Raw genomic sequence first — 17168 nt, 5'->3', positions numbered from 1 at the left:
ATGATGTCACGTTTGGGGGTATGTACGGGCGTGAGCGGAATCGTCGGGGAATAATCGAACGGCGGAAACCGGCAGTCGTGCCATTATTTCTCCCGAAGTCGTTGTGAGGATGTATGCCCCGCCATTTCGCGTTCGTCGCGCCGCCGTTCGACGGGCACGTGAACCCGACCCTGCCGCTGGTGGAGGAACTGTGCCGTCGGGGCCATCGGGTCAGCTATGCCACCGGCAACCACAAACTGGACACCGTTGCCGCCGCGGGGGCACGGGGTGTCGACACGCGAGTGGACGTTTCCGTGCCGCCGACACCGTCGCTGGACGAGATCACCGTCGAGATGATCACCGACATGATGCACATGATGCTCGATCACACCCGGGACAGTCTTCCGGTGTTGCGCGAGCACTTCGCGGCGGACCCGCCGGAAGCCGTGTGCTACGACATGATGAGCCTGGGCGGGCCCATGCTGGCCGAGGCACTGGGGGTTCCCGCGGTGGCGCTGGTACCCAGTTTCGCCGCCAACGAGCGGTTCTCGCTGATGAAGTACTTTCTGCCGGACGGCTTCGACCCGGACCACCCGGCGTTGCGGGAGATCGCCACGCGTCACCACGAACTGGCCGAGCAGTTCGGCGTGTCGGCTCCGGAATCGATGTTGGCACCCACCCCGGCCGGGTTGAACCTGGTTTTCGTGCCCCACCAGTTCCAGCCCGCCGCCGAGACCTTCGACGAGCGATTCCGGTTCCTGGGGCCGTCGATGGGAGACCGGGCACGAGGGGACTCCTTCACACCCCGCGACGAGCACGCGCCGTTGCTGTTCATTTCGCTGGGCACCACGTTCAACGAGCGCCCCGATTTCTACCGCGAATGTGTTCGCGCCTTCGGTGACAGCGGATGGCAGGTGGCGATGTCCATCGGGGACCGGATCGAACCCGACGAGTTGGGCCCGCTGCCCGCCAATTTCGACGTGCGTCCCCGGTTTCCACAGCTCGAGGTGCTGCGGCACGCCGAGGTGTTTCTCTCACACGCGGGGATGAACTCCACCATGGAGTCGCTGTATCACGGGGTGCCACTGGTGACCTATCCGCAGATGGCCGAGCAGCGGGCCAACGCCGACCAGGCCGAGAAACTGGGCCTGGCACGGCGACTGCCCGACAATGTCGACGCCGCCGCGCTGCGCAAAACCGTCGACGAGGTCGCCGGGGACGAACGTATGCGCGCCACGGTCACCGCCACCGCGGCGGGCATACGTGGCACCGGCGGAGCGGTGGCCGGTGTCGACGCGCTGGAGGCACACCTGGCACGGTCCTGATTTCCCGACCGCCCCCTGGACGAGCTCGGCGCCGCTCGTCGGGCGTTCCTGGTTCCGCGGGCCACACCGGCCGCCCCGTCCGTCCCTGCCGGGAAGTCGAGGGGGCCGCACCGGTGGTGGCTATGCCCAGCCCGCCAGACGCGCCACGGTCGCGGTCAGCCCGGTGACGGCGAAACCCAGCCCGATCGGCAGCAGCGTGGCCACCGTGGTCCATTTCGGGCTTTTGGTTTCGTTCCAGATGGTGAGGATGGTGGTGCTGCAGGGATTGTGCAGCAGGCTGAACAGCATCAGGTTCACCGCCGTCAGCAGGGTCCACCCGCCGGCCTGGGTCAGCACCGTGTGGGTCTGGGCAGTGCCGAGCTCGAGCATCACACCCTGCTGCGCGTCGAACAGGTTGGGCCCCAGCGTCATCGTCAGCATCAGGATGGTGGGGATGATGATCTCGTTGGCCGGGATCGCCACGACGTAGGCCAGCAGGATGATGCCGTTGAGGCCGAGCACCCACCCCAGCGGATCGAGCACGCCCACCAGGTGCGCGGCGATGCTCGCGTCGGCGACGGTGACGTTGCTGATCAGCCAGACGACCGCTCCGGCGGGGGCGGCCATGACCACCGCGCGGCGCAGCACTTTCAGGGTGCGGTCGATGAGGCTGGTGTAGAGGGTGCGCCACACCTTCGGTGGGCGATAGGGGGGTAGCTCCAGGGAGTAGGTGGAACTGTGACCACGCAGTACCGTCTTCGACAGCGCCCAGGACACCAGCAGTGTGACCAGCACACCGAGAAACGCCACGGTGACCACGCTGCCCGCGGCGATCACACCCGCCAGGGCGGGCGGAGCGAGGGCTCCGATGAAGATCGTGCCCATCAGGATGAGGGTGGGCCAGCGTCCGTTGCAGACGCTGAAGTTGTTGGTGATGATGGCGATCAGCCGTTCCCGACGGCTGTCGATGATTCTGGTGGCGGTCACCCCGGCCGCGTTGCAGCCGTAGCCCATCATCATCGACAGGGACTGTTTGCCGTGCGCGCCCGCCTTGGCGAACAACCGGTCAAGGCTGAACGCCACCCTCGGCAGATAGCCGAAATCCTCCAGCAGGGTGAACAGTGGGAAGAAGATGGCCATGGGGGGCAGCATCACCGCCACCACCCATGCGGTGGACAGATACACCCCGTCCAGCAGCAACCCTGTCGCCCAGTCGGGGATCGGCAGCGGCACCACCAGCGCGTGCAACCGGCTGTGACCGTAGTCGACCAGCACACTCGACAACAGGCTCGACGGGCCCGCCGCGCCGGAGATGGTGAACCAGAACACGCCGAAGAACAACAGGCCCATCGCCACGAACCCCCACACCCGGTGGGTCAGCACCCGGTCGAGCACGCGGTCGAGGGTCGGTTTCGCCCCGTCGTGGCGTTCGGTGACGCTGGTTTCGGTGATACGCGCGGCGTCGCTGTAGAGGGATTCGACGATCTCGTCGCGGAATCCCTCGGGTAGGCCGTCGCGCAACCGTGCGGCGTGGTCGAGGATCGAGGAGCTGGTCATGTCCCCGGCGTTTCAGAGGAGACGGCGTGTGGTGTCGGGCTACTGAGCCGGTCCAGGGTGCCGTCGGTGACGGCGCGTTCGATGCCCGGATCACCTTCCAGCAGGCGCAACGCGATCCACCTGGTGTTGGCCAGGCCGGGGTGGTCCCGGCGGAGTCGCGCGGCCAGTTCGGAGACGGCGCGTTCGGTGCGGTCGTCGCCGTGGCGGACGCGCCGGGCCCGGGTGGCCACCGTCCCCAGCGCGACCTGTTCGATCGCCTCCAGCAGCGTGTCCAGTCCTTGGCGATTTCGTGCCGTCACGGGTACCACCGGCACCCCGAGCTCGCGTGCGAGGTGGCGCTGGTCGAGCGAGAGACCGTGCCGATGGGCCTCGTCGACCAGGTTGAGCGCCACCACCACCCGGCCGGTGATCTGCAGGATCTGCAGCACGAGGTTGAGGTTGCGTTGCAGGCGGGTGGCGTCGACGACGACCACTGTCACGTCCGGCTGGCCGAACAGCAGGAAGTCCCGGGCGACGTCCTCGTCCTGGCTGTCGGACAGCAGTGAGTACGTGCCGGGAAGATCGACGAGCTTGTAGTGTCGTTGGCGATACCCGAATCCCCCCTCGGCGCCGGTGACGGTCTTGCCGGGCCAGTTGCCGACGTGCTGGCGCAACCCGGTCAGCGCGTTGAACACCGTGCTCTTGCCGGTGTTCGGGTTGCCCGCCAGTGCCACCACGTGGTCGTGTCCGGAGACGTCGACGCCGAGCGCACGCAGCTGAGCGGCGTTGTTGAACACGCAGGTCCCGCATGCCGCGCTCGCGGCGGATGGTGGGCTCGCGCTCGGGACGGGTAGGTCTTCTGCCACGGTGGTCACTCCTGTTCGACGGTGATGTGAATACCGCGGGCCTGTTCGCGGCGCAGTGCGATCACGCTGCCCCGCACGAGATAGGCGGTGGGGTCGCCGAGCGGGCTGACCCGATCGATGTGGATCCGGGTCCCGGGCAGCACCCCCAGATCCATCAGGCGTCGTCGCTGGGGCCCGTGGATGTTGACCGCTGTCACCGTGGCCGTCTGGCCTCGCTTGAGCCGGTCCAGCGTCGTGGCCGTGCTCGCCGCCTGCTGCCCCTCTGCTGCTACGTCGTGCACAACCAAAAGTTTAGGCGGGGCGAAAACTCTTGTTAAGGTGGGACGCAAAACTCGGGTGGCCATGCTGAAAACAGTTCGTGACAGGCGATTCGCCCACACCGGGCGTGGTCGATGACAACATCGGTACGTGTTCCGAACAGCATGGACCCGCCGATCGGTATTACTCGGTTGCCTCACGCTGACCGGCTGCGGGATCGCACCGGCCCCGGGTGACGATTCGGGCATTCCACCGTCGATGATCAGCTCGCAGGCGCCGTCGGCCTCCGGAACGATCGCCCAGGCCGAACCGACCCGGATGACGGGACCGCGGACGGACCGGGCCCGCCAGCACGCCGAGAACCGTGGTTTTCGGGAGCGCTATCCCCTGAACAGCCAGCAGCGACGAGCGGCCGTCGAGCCCGTGGCGCTGCTACGGTCCGAGCTGGTAGGTCTCGACGATCACCAGCGGCTCAGCCCCGGTTCAGTGGACGGTGCGCTGCGCCGTGCGGGACTGCGACCGCGTGAAGTGACCGCCGTTTCCGGCGGTGTCCACTTCTGGTCGACCGCCGGGAACGGCATCTGCGTCAACGGCGAGATCGATGACCACGACGTGTCGATACGGGCCGAGGGCCCGAGTTCGGACGGCGGCTGCGCGGAGCCCGACGGCGGTCACTGAGGCATCGGCCCGTGAGCTTCGCGGGTCACCCCGGGCAGAGGACTACCGCGGCGTTCACCACAGGCTCATGTGATGCAGGCGGGGCCAGATCTGTGACCAGGGAAGTTTCGGGTCCCGCAGCACCCAGATACGCATGTTGTCGTAGTAGGTCCGAAAAGCCGGATCCTTCTCGACCGATCCCGCCGCACGGACCGTGCCGAACAGTTGGCGCAGTTGTTGTGGATCGCCACCCAGGTAGACCACACGACGCACCGCGTCGTCGGGTCTGCCGAAGTACCAGAAGCCACGGCTGGGGCTGTAGACCTCGGAAACACCGCGCTCCGGTCCGTAGTGATGCAGTGCTCCCGCCGACCAGTAGTCATGCGTGATCACCGCGGTCGGCACGCCGTCGTCGGGCAGTTCGCGGTGGACCCGTGCCACCTGCTCGGTGATGCCGGGCCAGCCGAGGCTGGCCGTGACGACCACGTTATGAGGACTGACCCGCGAAACCGGGGTCAGTGGCAGCGTGTTCACGGCCGCGCTCAGGCTCAACGCACAGCCCCCCAGCGCCACCAGCGGCAGCGACCACCGCGTCCACCGGTACCGCGAAGTGTCGAGACGCCACCACCACTGTTGCACCACTACGGCACCGGCACCGAACAGCACGGCGTAGAGCCCGGCGGTGTAGTAGGAACGGCCGCTGAGCAGTATGAACACCAGCGTGACCACCAGTGCGCTCACACCGAGGAACCGGTACGGACGCAACCTCGGGCTGATCAACAGCCCGCACAGTCCCAGCAACGCCAATACCGTGCCCGCGGGGCCGAGCTGATTGACCGAGGCGTTGAGAAACGCCCACGCACCGTCGGTTTCGCTGTCGACGACCCGGCTCATGGCCAGCTGAGGCCAGCCGTGCCGTGCCTGCCACCACACTCCAGGCAGGACGGAGACGATCGCGATCGCACCGCCTGCCCACAGTCCGGGGCGAAGCGGTAATCGACGAGGACCGAACAACACCGCCACCGGGAGAACGACCAGCCACAGCACGGGGATGAGGAGTTTGAACTGGACCGCGACGGCGGTGGCCACCCCCGCGGCCACCAGGGTCGAATTCGCGGGTTCTCCGGCGTGGTGGCGGCGTGCCCAGCGAAGCAACAGCCATACGACCCATGCCCACAGCGTCTGGTCGAACGAGTAGGTCACCAGCAGGTGCGCCGACGCCACCAGATGTGGGGTCAACGCGGCCACCCCGGCCACGCACACCTGTGTCACGCGTGTGGCACCCAGTTCGCGGGCGCTCAACGCGGTCAGCACGATGTAGCCGACCGCGGCCAGCAGTGACGGGGCTCGCAACGCGTTCAGCGATTCGGGGAACAGGGCCTGCATGGCGCTGGCCAGCAGCGGCACACCGGGGGGCTGGTCGACGTAGCCGAACGCGGGGTGATGGCCCGCCGCCAAAAAGTAGAGCTCGTCCCCGAAGTAGCCGTAGCGGCCCGTGGTCAACGCGCACACCACGGCGAAGACGACGGCGATCACACCAACGGAGACCGCGGCGAACGGCAACCGCCCGATGTCTCGGGAGCCGGGAGCGGGCAGGGTATCGACTCTGCCGGCAGTGGCCGGTGGTGCTGTGGACAATGCGCTCCCTGGCGACAGAGGAATCGGTCGAGTGTGGACCGTTCCGATTATGCCCGATCCCAACCGAAGACGATTCAGCGTTTCTTCGGAGCCGGATCCTTGCGAAGCAGGTCCGGGCCGAGGATCCGTCGCACGACACGGCGGGCGAGGCTGCGTCGTTTCTGCGGTTGTCCGACCTCGGCTCCGTTCGACGGGGTCGAGGTTTCGGTGGTCTCGCTGGGCACGGCCGGCTGCGGTTCTCCCACTGGCGTGGCACTGACTGTAGGAGAGTCGTCCGGTGGGTGGGGAGCGGCGGTCACCGGTTCGGCGGTCAACCGTTTGGCGAACTCCGGAGTTTGGTCACGGATCGCGGGGATGAACGGCTGGGTGACTTCGAGCCGTTCCGCCCAGGGAGCCGGGGTCGGTGGCTGTTCAGGGAAGACGAGTTCCCCCTCGATCCGGGTGGTCAGCGGCCCGGCGTCGCCTGCGGCATCCCTGTGCGGTTGTTCGGTTGGCACCATGGGCTGGAACCAGGTCCGAGCACGGTCGTCTTGAAGTGTCATCCGTCTTGACTCGTGATAGGAGCAACGGTCAGTAACACCGGTGGGTGATCCCGTCCGGTGTGACAGAGCCTACCGGTAACACTGCGATAAAGCACCACCCGTCTGCGCTGGACAACGACACAGCAAGATCACAGCGGTGCTGCGGACCTCTTCGAGATCCCGCTGAGCTGGTATTGCGCGGTTCGGAGGAGGGGAGTGTGGCACTGGTTACCTCTTGTCGCCGCCGCGACGATCGGGCGTGTTCCGTGACCGTGCCGCGACTTTCGGTGCCCATGTCGACAGCACCGACACATCGGGCGGGCCCTGCGGTCACGAGGCGCGCGACCGTGGCGATCACGACCCCACGGCAGTCCACGCGCCCACCGGGGGCGAGGCTATCCCGTGTCCGAGTGGGGGATCAACGGACTTCCTCGTTCGAGTCAACGATCCCGCCGAGTGACCACCCGGGCCAGTTCCGCCAGTTCCGAACCGGCTCTCCGCTCCGTTCCCGCGGTGGCCAGCTCGGCCAATGCCAACGACAACAACCGATCGGCCTCGTCGAGACTGAACTGCCTACCACCGGCCGACTCGACGAGTTCGGCCACCCGGGCCAGTTCCGGGGCCGACAGCGGATGCCCGCCGTAGTACAAGGTGCGCAACTGCTCGGCAGCAGGGGTGGCGGTGCTCAGCGCGGCCAACACCGGCAGGGTCTTCTTCCTGGCCCGCAGGTCGGAGTGGACGGGTTTTCCGGTGCTCCGCGGATCGCCCCAGATACCGAGCAGGTCGTCGACGTGCTGGAACGCCAGTCCGAGAGACTCGCCGAAGGCGCGTAGTTTGTCCACGCGCGATCCTGTCGCACCCCCGAACGAGGCCCCGAGCGCACACGCGCATCCCAACAGCGAACCGGTTTTGGCGGTGGCCATGCTTTCGCACTCGGCCAGGGTTACGTCGTGGCGACGCTCGAAGTCCATGTCCGCGCTCTGTCCCTGTATCAGGGTGTGTACCGCGTTGCTGAGGGTGCGCACGGCTTCGGCGGCCGCGGGGTGTTCGCTGGCTACGAGCACGTCGGTGGCCGTGGCCAGCAAGGCGTCCCCGGCGAGGATCGCCTCTCCGGAGCCGAACACGGCCCAGGCGGTACGGCGGTGTCGTCGGGTTTCGTCGCCGTCGATGACGTCGTCGTGCAGCAGGGAGAAATTGTGCACCAGCTCCACGGCCACCGCCGCGGGCACGGCCGCCTCGGCAGAACCGCCCATCGCTTCGGCGGTGAGCAGCACCAGCGCCGAACGCAGCGTCTTGCCGCTCTGGCCGTTGACCGGTGTGCCGTGTTCGTCCCGCCAGCCCAGGTGATAAGTGGTCACGGCGCGGGCTGCCGGGGACAGTTGCTCGACGGTGGCGCGCAGGGCGGGAAGTACCAATTCACGGGTGGAATCGAGTATCTCGGCGCTGGATCGGATGCTGCCGGTGTCTTCGACGGTGGCCAAGGTGATCATCCCTTGCGAGGAGGGGCTCGCGGGCCGGTGGCGAAACGAGTGGTTGAGGTCGAGCCGAAGGGTTCAGCGTCCGATCTCGACGTGTTCGAGGACGCCGAGTGCGTCGGGGACCAGCACGGCCGCGGAGTAGTAGGCGCTGACGAGGTAGGAGATGATGGCCTTGTCCTCGATACCCATGAAGCGCGCGTTGAGGCTGGGGGCGCATTCGTGGGGTATGCCGGTCTGGTGCAGCCCGACGACGCCCTGACTGTCCTCACCGGTGCGCATCACCAGCACGGAGCTGGTCGCGGTGTCGCTGATCGGGATCTTGTCGCAGGGCAGCAGCGGAACGTCGCGCCAGGAAAGCAGGGTGACACCGTCACGTTGTGTGGTCGCTGGATAGACCCCCTGTCGGTTGCATTCCCTGCCGAACGCGGCGATGGTGCGCGGGTGCGCCAGGAAGAATTCCGATTTGCGGCGGCGGGAGAGTAGTTCGTCGAGGTCGTCGGGGGTCGGTGGGCCGGTCCGCGTGTGAATCCGCTGCGACAAATCCGCATTGTGCAACAACCCGAACTCACGATTATTGACCAGCTCCTCCTCCTGACGCTCCCGCAACGCCTCAATCGTCAACCGCAACTGCTGCTCAGTCTGATTCATCGGCTGGTTATACAAATCAGCCACCCGACTGTGCACCCGCAACACCGTCTGCGCCACACTCAACTCATACTCCCGCGGCGCCACCTCATAATCCACATACGTCCCCGCCAACAACGACTCACCCCAATGACCCGACGCCACATCAATCGACGCCTCACCGTGTTTGTTGTGGGGTGGGATCGGCTGGGACTCGGCCTGTCGTAGGTACCGGGACAGGTTCTCGAAGCGTTCGGTCACCTCACGCGCGTCCTGTCGGGACAGGGTGAGCACGGTGCAGGGGGTGATGGCCTTGATGGTGTGGGGCCAGCTGACTTCGTCGTCGACCAGGATTCGTTGTCCGACGTACTCGCCGTCGGCGAGCACGTCGAGAACGCTGTCGTCGCCGTACTCACCGGGACCGATCTTGTTGGCCTTACCGTGCGCCAACAACACCACCCGGTCCGCGGCCTCACCCTGTTCGGTGATCAGTTGGCCGGGGTCGTAGTGGTGCTGCGTGAACCGGTCGGCCAACACGGCCAGGGTCGACTCGTCGTCGAACCCGCGCAGCAACGGCAACTCCCGCAACTCCTGCGGAATCACCCGCACCTGCGCCCCCGTGTTGGTAAACGTCAACCGCCCATCCCCCAGCTGATACGTCAACCGCCGGTTGACGCGGTAGGTGCCTGCTTCCACTTGTACCCAGGGCAGCATCCGCAGCAACCACCGCGAGGTGATGCCCTGCATCTGCGGCGCCGACTTCGTCGTGGTCGACAGTTTGCGAGCGGCTTCGGCGGTGAGACTGGAGTGTTCGGGGGAAACGACGGTGTCCGGGTCGGAAACAGTCACGATGCGCGGTTACCAATCTGCTCGAATGCGAAAGACGTGCGTTGTGGTGCGCGGCCGCGTACGAGGGTGCGCACGCGGCCGGTGCGGCAGTGATGGTTATGCCGGGAAGGCATCCACGGTGGGATGGTCGGTGCTGGGCGGCCGATGCCGGGACGACTGGGTCGCGGGTGCGGGGTTGAGGTTGTGTCGCTCGTTTTCCAGCAGCCAACTCAACTCACCGGTGATCCAGTGGTCGAGACCGTCGAGGTAGTTGTCGAGTTGCCTGTCGGCAGTGGGGGAGAGCCGGTACTCGGCACGGACCTCGGATACGTCTCGGTTCAGCAGGGATTCGAATCGTCGCTGCCGTGTGCGAAGCAGATCGGTCAGTACGCTCACCACGTGGTGTCTTCGTTCGTCGTGCGCTCGTCTCGGTGTCGGTATCGCTGCCACCGGGGCTTCACACCGGCCGCGGTGGTGTGCGATGACGAGGTCCTCGTGCAGTGCCGTGATCTCGGCGAAGACCTGCCGCAGTGAACGCATCGCGGGGCTGCGTAGCACTCCTGGTGGTATGTCCGGGCCCAACCGCAGTTCGGTCAGAGCCAGCCGGAGGTGGGATCGGGCGGTTCGGTGTGGCGTTTCCAGCGGGGCGAGGAGATCGGCGGGCTCGCTTCCGACGGGCTCGAACGGCTCGTCCGCCGTGTGATGCAGGAATTTCCGGATGCGTTGTCGGAAACGACGCTGCGCCCGTGTCGGGATGATCGTGGTGGTGCGGGTCCACAGTTCGGCCAGTGCCTGTTCGACCGGTTCGGTGGTGGTGGGCATGTCGCCGGGATCGGGGGGCAGGAATTCGGCCAGTCGTGGCCAAGGCCGATGCTGCTGTCGGTGAGCACCGTCGTTGACGAACCGTGCCCACAGACTCCAGTCGGCGAGCAGGGCCAGCTCGGTCTCTCCTCCGTCGGGTAGCACTCTAGCCGCGAGCAGGGCGTAATCGTTGGTGTGTGTCGTGCTCGATAGTGCGTTCTCGGGGATCCCGTGTCGTTGGGCCCAGATCGAGGTGCGGGACCGCAACCGTGTCAGCAGCGGATTCGTGGTGGTCCGGTTCGTGTCGTGGCTTCGGGCGCTCCACGAGGGAAGTTCCCACCGCCGTCGGGTCTCGCCTGGTGTCACCGCTGGGCCGGTGTTGTCCACCGGGTGAGTGTCATGGACAGCGGTTGCGAAACCGACGCCGGCGGGTTGCCGTATCCGAGTGGTGTGGATCGGTCCGGTGTTCATGTAGCGAGTGGACATCGAGTGCCACTCGTGCGCGCCGGCCAACCAGTCACGCAGCCCGTTGGCATAGGCCAACACGGTTGTGCGCTGCTGTTCGGGTAGTGCGTGTTCGGTGAGCAGGGCGGGCAGACCGCGGTGCAGCGTGGTTTCGAACAGATGTATCCGTCGGGTGAGCACCGCGTTGGCGATATCAGCGGCTCGCTGGGGTGAACATTCCAGGAAACGTTCGATACTCAATACCGCGTTGTCACGTTTTCGTTCCTGCCGGGTTTCGCGTTGGTAGGAGAAGAGGTCGTTGCACAGTCGTAGCGCGTCGGCGAAGCACTCCCGCAGCAGTCGTACCGGCCTGCTGCGGGCCACGTCCGGTGGTAGGGAGCTGCCGAGGGTGTACTCGACCAGTGTGGCCACCCAGCGGGCGCCGCTGGAGTGGCGGCTGTCGCGGAGATGGTCCACGGGGTTGGGGGCGGGTGCGACTGTGCGGGACGGTTGTCGTACTCGTGCTGTCAGCAGGAGGCGGGTGTCGGCGGCCAGGCGTCGCAGCAGCCGGGGCGGGGCCGTCGCGGCGGTACGCTGCCACAACTCGGCCAACCCGCGTTCGAGTGGTGTGTTCGGCTCCGGAGCGGGCGCTGCGTGGGTTCGCAGGAATCCGAGGAGCCGCTGTACGTGTCGTCGTGCTTCCACGGAGGGATTGGTGTGCTCGTCGTGGGGCAGCAGCTGATCGTCGAGGACGAACATCCACGCGTACCAGTCGGCGAGCAGGTTCAGTGTCGATGCCGAGACGTCCGGGTGGGCATAGCCGGACAACAGGGCGTAGTCGTGGTCGTCGAATTCGGTTTCGTCGGGAATCGTCGTGGTCGAGGGGCCGATTCGGGGTTGGTGGAGCAGTTCGGTTTCCCGGGCCCACCGTGTGGTGTGTGTCCTGGCGGAGTCGACGTGCGGATTCAGCCGGGCGGGGTGGGGCGTGTAGAAATCCGGAAGTTCGAAGGGGCGCATACGATCAGCCCTGACGCCCGATCTCGACGTGTTCGAGGACGCCGAGTGCGTCGGGGACCAGCACGGCCGCGGAGTAGTAGGCGCTGACGAGGTAGGAGATGATGGCCTTGTCGTCGATACCCATGAATCGCACGGACAGTCCGGGCTGATACTCGTCGGGTATGCCGGTCTGGTGCAGCCCGACGACGCCCTGGTTCTGCTCGCCGGTGCGCATCAGCAGTATCGAGCTCGTGCGGGTGTCGCTGACGTGCAGTTTGTTGCACGGGAAAATGGGGACACCGCGCCAGGAGGGAACTTTGTTGCCGTTGATGTCGATGCTTTGGGGATAGACTCCCTGTCGGTTGCATTCCCTGCCGAACGCGGCGATGGCACGCGGGTGCGCCAGGAAGAATTCCGAGTCCTTCCACACCAACGCCAACAGTTCGTCGAGGTCGTCGGGGGTCGGTGGGCCGGTCCGCGTGTGAATCCGCTGCGACAAATCCGCATTGTGCAACAACCCGAACTCACGATTATTGACCAGCTCCTCCTCCTGACGCTCCCGCAACGCCTCAATCGTCAACCGCAACTGCTGCTCAGTCTGATTCATCGGCTGGTTATACAAATCAGCCACCCGACTGTGCACCCGCAACACCGTCTGCGCCACACTCAACTCATACTCCCGCGGCGCCACCTCATAATCCACATACGTCCCCGCCAACAACGACTCACCCCAATGACCCGACGCCACATCAATCGACGCCTCACCGTGCGCGTTGCTCGGGCGCTGTGGGCTCTGCGCGGCGGCGGTGATGTGGGAACGCAGTTCGTCAGCAGCGGGCATTTCCCAAACCGTGTGGTGCGGCAGACTCAGCACGGTGCAGGGAGTGATGGCCTTGACGGTGTGCTCCCAGTTCGTCTCCCCGTCGGCGAGCACGTGCGCACCTACGTGCTCGCCGTCGGCGAGCACGTCGAGAACGCTGTCGTCGCCGTACTCACCGGGGCCGATCTTGTTGGCCTTACCGTGCGCCAACAACACCACCCGGTCCGCGGCGCCGCCTCGCTGGGTGATCAGGTCTCCCGGCTGGTACTCCTCCTGAACGAACCGGTCGGCCAGAGCCGACAGGGTCGACTCGTCGTCGAACCCGCGCAGCAACGGCAACTCCCGCAACTCCTGCGGAATCACCCGCACCTGCGCCCCCGTGTTGGTAAACGTCAACCGCCCATCCCCCAGCTGATACGTCAACCGCCGGTTGACGCGGTAGACACCACCGTTGGCCTGGGTCCAGGGCAGCATCCGCAGCAACCACCGCGAGGTGATGCCCTGCATCTGCGGCGCCGACTTCGTCGTCGTCGCCAAATTGCGAGCCGCCTCGGTTCCCAGGCTCAGCCGCGAATACGTGTCCGCTCCGGTCGGATCCACCGTGGTCACGTCCATTCCACCAATCTTGTCGCACACAGCTTCGAAACAGTAGTGAGAAAAACCGAAGATCCGGATCCAGTTTCCGTCCCGACCTGCCTGTATTTTCTGCACGCCCGGAAGTAGATCCGTCGAAGACGGAAACTTTTTTCAACGCCGGACGATCACGAGATTAACAGCACAGGCGAGCAGCTTAAAGTCACTCGAAAGTGGAAGGATTCGGCTCCTTTCCGTTACCTGTGTTGTTAGCTGTATTTCACCGAATCAGCCGCTTGATCAGCACACAGTGTAGTCGGCAATCCGCCGAGTGCGGGTTCGTGTGGAGATCGATTGTGATTCGCGGCATCGAACGTCGCAACATGGACCGTTCGGACGGCCCTCGTGATGCTCCGTCCGAGGGAGGAAAACATCGTTGCGCCTTCCGGGGGAGCGCTTGCCAACTGCGGGATCAGTCGCTATTAATGTCCGATGATGTTCGACATTTCTCCGGTGCGAGGTTCTCGGGATTTCCGAGATTCCCTCCGGTTCTGTGAACAGGGAATGCTTTCGTGATCCGACGAAGGAGTGACAGTTGAAGTGGAATCTGCGGCTGGTGGCCGCGCATCGGGGTATCTGGAAAGCGGGGGAGCTGCAGCACAGACTGGCCGAGTACGGGCTGACCGTCTCAGCGGGCAAGATGTCGGGACTGTGGTCCGGCACACCGGTCAGTCTGAAACTGTCCGAGCTGGACATCATCTGTGCCGCACTCGACTGCGAGATCGGTGAACTGCTCGTTCCGGAAACAGCGGCGGTTCCGGTCAACGAGCTCAGCGGACGCGGCGCCGCGACAGCACATCGCGACGACCAACGTACGGGAACGTGAATGAACACCTACATCAGCGGTTTGCTGTGGGTCATCGCCGCGGCGGTCTCGGCCGGGCTGATCGGATACGCGGTACGCCGGTTCGGACTGGACGAGGGCAGGCCCGGAAACAACGACGCGGCCGGGCAGGTGTTCGTCATCGTCAGCGGCATGCACGCCGTAGTGTTGGCTTTCGTCATGGTGACTCTTTTCGACGCGGTGGGCGTGGCGCGGGAAGGGGCGTACCGGGAGGCACAGAGCCTGGTCGCCGTTTCCTGGGCGGCCGAAGCGCTGCCGGGCGACACCGCCGAGCGCGTCCGCACTCTCAGCCAGTCCTACGCCAACACGGTCATCGAAGAGGAATGGCCCGGTATGCGGCGCGACAACGACATCTCCGGCAACGGTTGGAACCAGCTCGAGCGAATACGTGGGGCCGTTCTCGACGCTCCCGCCAGCGGTGAGTGGCAGGAGGGCCGTAAGGCCGAGGCGTTGGATCGTCTCCGGACGGTCCACGAGCAGCGACAGGACCGACTGAACATGGCCTTCAACCGCGACGTGTCCACGGTGGTCTGGTTCGTTCTCATCCTGGGAAGCGTGCTCGTGGTGCTGCTGCCGAACCTGTTCGGGGGAACGCGGTTGATGCCGCACGTCATGATCGTGTCCACTCTGGCGGGCACCCTCGCGCTGCTGGTGTTCGCGATCTATCACCTGCAGAATCCGTTCGCCGGTGATTCCCGGATCGATCCGGAGGCGTTCCGCTGGGCGCTGGAACGGCTCGGTGCCGATCGATGAGGGTGCGTCGCCGCAGTCCGCGGGCGATATCCGCGCTGCTGACCACGCTGGCACTGCTGTGCCTCTCGCCCCCGGTCGTGGTGGCACAGGAGCGCGCCGCGGCACCGGAGTGCTCACTGCTGCACGTCACGAGTACGTCCGGAGCGGCCACCACACTTCGGCGCGTCACGCTGCCCGGCATGACGACCGAGGCACTGCCGCCACCTCCCGGCCCCGTCGAGGCACTGGGCTATTCCGCCGCGCAGGGTAAGGCCTACGGGCTCAGCAGCACCGGTACGTTCCCTTTCCGGGACACGAGCGTGATCACCATCGACCGTCAGGGGACGACGCACGATCTCGGTCCGCTACGCGACCTCGCTCCGCGGGTGCCACCACCGTGGACGGGCGAGATCCGGACGGGGGCCGTCGACGGGCACGAGTGGCATCTCGTCACCCGGCATCGGCTCTACACCGTCGACATCGACCCCGACAGCGCCACATACCTGTCCGTCACCCACGTCACGTGGTTGGCGCCGTGGCTCGTTCCACTGCCGATCGGCGATCTCGCCGTCACCTCCGACGGAACACTGCTCACCGTGACGACCAACTACCAGCACGAAGCGGTGCTGCTCGAACTCGCCGCCGACAACGGAACGGTTGTCTCCACCGAGCCGGTGGCACTCCCACCCGCCCGGTACGGAGCAATCGTCATCACCGACGACGGGGGCCGCTACGTCGTCGCCGACAACGTGGCCGGCCACAGCAGGTTCTACCGGCTCGGTACCGATCCCACAGAGACCGTCGAACTGGCACGGAGCAAGCCGTTGCACCACAACGACGCGGCAGGGTGCCTTCCCACCGCACCACCGCCCACGCCCCCGCCGTCCGTCACGCCGCCCCGGCCACCGTCGACGCCACCGGAAACAACCACCACACCGTCCCCACCCACCGGAACCTCTCCAGGGACGAGCACCCCACAGCCCCCCACCAACACACCGAGCCGGAGCAGTACACCACGACCGTCCCCCTCTTCTCGACCGCCGAGCACCTCCGTCCCACAGTCCCGCCCACCGAACGCGACCGCTCTACCCGTCCCGACACAGCGTAGGCCCGTGCGGTCCCTCGACACGGAGACTAAACGACAGTGGGTGCTGGCCACGCTACTGCTGATCATCGGTTCCGGAGTCGTGCTGCGACGACTACGTTGACTCTTCCGCGCTCGAGAACCACCCGTGAGGCCCGCGTCAGGCCGGTGCCGTCAACAGCGTGGTCAGGGTGGGCCAGGCCACGAACGCCGCGACCACCAGACATCCGGTCTCGACGAACTTCTCGATGCCCGCGCCGGCGGGAAACCGCAGCGATTCAGGAAGCACGTGTTGCCGGTCCCACCTAGCGCCCGGACAACCGGTGCCGCGGCGGCACCGATCGCAGGCACGTTTGAACGGCCACACGAACGGGATTCCCGAATTGGTGGCCCCGTCCCCGACACTGTGCACGATCATCCCCAGCGCCACGATCGCACCCAGCCACACACCGGCGTCGGCGACGGCATGGACATACACCAACAGCCCGGTAGCCAGCAGGGCGTACAGCGGCGGTGCGGCACGACGCTGCAGCTGCAGCGTGCCACGCACCCGAGTGGGCAGCGACCAACGCAGCGAACGCAGTGCCGCACTGGTGAGCACATACACCGCCACGATGCCCACCCATTTCGACGCCACGGTGGCACCGGCCAGCGCCGCCCCCACCAGGAGCGCGAAAACCGGTGTGTGGATGAGCCCTCGATGCTCGCCGGTCTTGCCGGAAGCCCTGGGGTCGTGGGGTAAGCGGGTACGGCGATAGGTCCACCTGGCCAGCGTTTGCAACAGCTCCGCCGCCCCTCGGGTGACAGGACCGGCGGATTTGGTGATGGTGGACTGGTCGTGGTCGATATCGGGCAGTAAGGCAGCCCCCGCCCCGGCCAGCGCACCCAGGGCTATTCCCGGTGGGGTGGGTTGGGCGAAGCTGGCCACCGTGGTGCCGGTCAACAGACCCGTGGCGGCGTGTGCACCGTTCATCATCGCAGAAAGACCGTTTCGTCGCGTTCGGAGTGAACCAGCGCCCGAGCAGCGGGCCGCCGGCCGGGCCGGAATCGACCCGGCAGAAACAAGATCACACCCGCGGTGGTGTTACTCGGTGGGGAGCCGCGGCGACTCCGGACCATTGTGGA

At 66.1% G+C, this 17168-nt stretch carries 15 protein-coding genes; 5 read left to right on the top strand and 10 right to left on the bottom strand.

Annotation, left to right across the window (positions count from 1 at the left end):
• Positions 1-113: 113 nt before the first annotated feature.
• The gene (locus J2S53_RS04600) at positions 114-1304 is read left to right on the top strand and encodes a macrolide family glycosyltransferase (RefSeq protein WP_456239904.1); all 1191 of its coding nucleotides are present in this window, start codon (positions 114-116) and stop codon (positions 1302-1304) included.
• A 120-nt stretch (positions 1305-1424) separates the two neighbouring features.
• Here the strand turns inward: J2S53_RS04600 and J2S53_RS04595 are convergent, their stop codons facing one another.
• Genes J2S53_RS04595 through J2S53_RS04585 form a run of 3 tightly spaced genes read right to left on the bottom strand, consistent with a single transcriptional unit; the run spans position 1425 to position 3966 of the window.
• Complete coding sequence (locus J2S53_RS04595) at positions 1425-2840, bottom strand: nucleoside recognition domain-containing protein (protein WP_456239903.1); 1416 nt, start codon at positions 2838-2840, stop codon at positions 1425-1427.
• Entirely contained in the window at positions 2837-3685 is an 849-nt protein-coding gene (locus J2S53_RS04590) for a FeoB small GTPase domain-containing protein (protein ID WP_456239902.1), read from the bottom strand. Before J2S53_RS04590 ends, J2S53_RS04595 begins: the two co-directional genes overlap by 4 nt.
• A 5-nt stretch (positions 3686-3690) precedes the next feature.
• On the bottom strand, positions 3691-3966 hold the full coding sequence (locus J2S53_RS04585) for a FeoA family protein (protein ID WP_456239901.1): 276 nt from the start codon (positions 3964-3966) through the stop codon (positions 3691-3693).
• A 127-nt stretch (positions 3967-4093) separates the two neighbouring features.
• Between J2S53_RS04585 and J2S53_RS04580 the strand changes: the two genes are divergently transcribed.
• The gene (locus J2S53_RS04580) at positions 4094-4621 is read left to right on the top strand and encodes a hypothetical protein (RefSeq protein WP_456239900.1); all 528 of its coding nucleotides are present in this window, start codon (positions 4094-4096) and stop codon (positions 4619-4621) included.
• Between the two features lie 54 nt (positions 4622-4675).
• On the opposite strand, the gene J2S53_RS04575 is transcribed toward J2S53_RS04580, so the two are convergent.
• The 6 genes from J2S53_RS04575 to J2S53_RS04550 all read right to left on the bottom strand — a co-directional run bounded on the left by J2S53_RS04575 (position 4676) and on the right by J2S53_RS04550 (position 13365).
• The gene (locus tag J2S53_RS04575; RefSeq protein ID WP_456239899.1) at positions 4676-6238 is read right to left on the bottom strand and encodes an ArnT family glycosyltransferase; all 1563 of its coding nucleotides are present in this window, start codon (positions 6236-6238) and stop codon (positions 4676-4678) included.
• Positions 6239-6312: 74 nt separating this feature from the next.
• Complete coding sequence (locus tag J2S53_RS04570) at positions 6313-6780, bottom strand: hypothetical protein (protein WP_456239898.1); 468 nt, start codon at positions 6778-6780, stop codon at positions 6313-6315.
• 419 nt (positions 6781-7199) lie between these two features.
• Positions 7200-8240: a family 2 encapsulin nanocompartment cargo protein polyprenyl transferase gene (locus J2S53_RS04565; protein ID WP_456239897.1), complete on the bottom strand. Its 1041-nt coding sequence runs from the start codon at positions 8238-8240 to the stop codon at positions 7200-7202.
• 72 nt (positions 8241-8312) lie between these two features.
• On the bottom strand, positions 8313-9710 hold the full coding sequence (locus tag J2S53_RS04560; protein WP_456239896.1) for a family 2B encapsulin nanocompartment shell protein: 1398 nt from the start codon (positions 9708-9710) through the stop codon (positions 8313-8315).
• Between the two features lie 96 nt (positions 9711-9806).
• Complete coding sequence (locus tag J2S53_RS04555) at positions 9807-11951, bottom strand: terpene synthase family protein (protein WP_456239895.1); 2145 nt, start codon at positions 11949-11951, stop codon at positions 9807-9809.
• Positions 11952-11955: 4 nt separating this feature from the next.
• The gene (locus J2S53_RS04550; protein ID WP_456239894.1) at positions 11956-13365 is read right to left on the bottom strand and encodes a family 2B encapsulin nanocompartment shell protein; all 1410 of its coding nucleotides are present in this window, start codon (positions 13363-13365) and stop codon (positions 11956-11958) included.
• 553 nt (positions 13366-13918) lie between these two features.
• On the opposite strand from J2S53_RS04550, the gene J2S53_RS04545 reads away from it, so the two are divergent.
• Genes J2S53_RS04545 through J2S53_RS04535 form a run of 3 tightly spaced genes read left to right on the top strand, consistent with a single transcriptional unit; the run spans position 13919 to position 16167 of the window.
• The gene (locus tag J2S53_RS04545) at positions 13919-14209 is read left to right on the top strand and encodes a helix-turn-helix domain-containing protein (protein WP_456239893.1); all 291 of its coding nucleotides are present in this window, start codon (positions 13919-13921) and stop codon (positions 14207-14209) included.
• A complete protein-coding gene (locus J2S53_RS04540) occupies positions 14210-14980 on the top strand; it encodes a bestrophin-like domain (protein WP_456239892.1) in 771 nt (256 codons plus the stop codon).
• Positions 14977-16167, top strand: a complete 1191-nt coding sequence (locus tag J2S53_RS04535) for a DUF6923 family protein (protein WP_456239891.1) — start codon at positions 14977-14979, stop codon at positions 16165-16167. Before J2S53_RS04540 ends, J2S53_RS04535 begins: the two co-directional genes overlap by 4 nt.
• Positions 16168-16203: 36 nt before the next feature.
• On the opposite strand, the gene J2S53_RS04530 is transcribed toward J2S53_RS04535, so the two are convergent.
• Positions 16204-17016, bottom strand: a complete 813-nt coding sequence (locus J2S53_RS04530) for a metal-dependent hydrolase (protein WP_456239890.1) — start codon at positions 17014-17016, stop codon at positions 16204-16206.
• Between the last annotated feature and the right edge of the window lie 152 nt (positions 17017-17168).

It is taken from the genome of Actinopolyspora lacussalsi (assembly GCA_030803735.1).
Taxonomy (GTDB): Bacteria; Actinomycetota; Actinomycetes; order Mycobacteriales; family Pseudonocardiaceae; genus Actinopolyspora; species Actinopolyspora lacussalsi.
The sequence above is the reverse complement of the archived record's forward strand: the minus strand, read 5'-3'. Positions and strand labels throughout refer to the sequence as shown.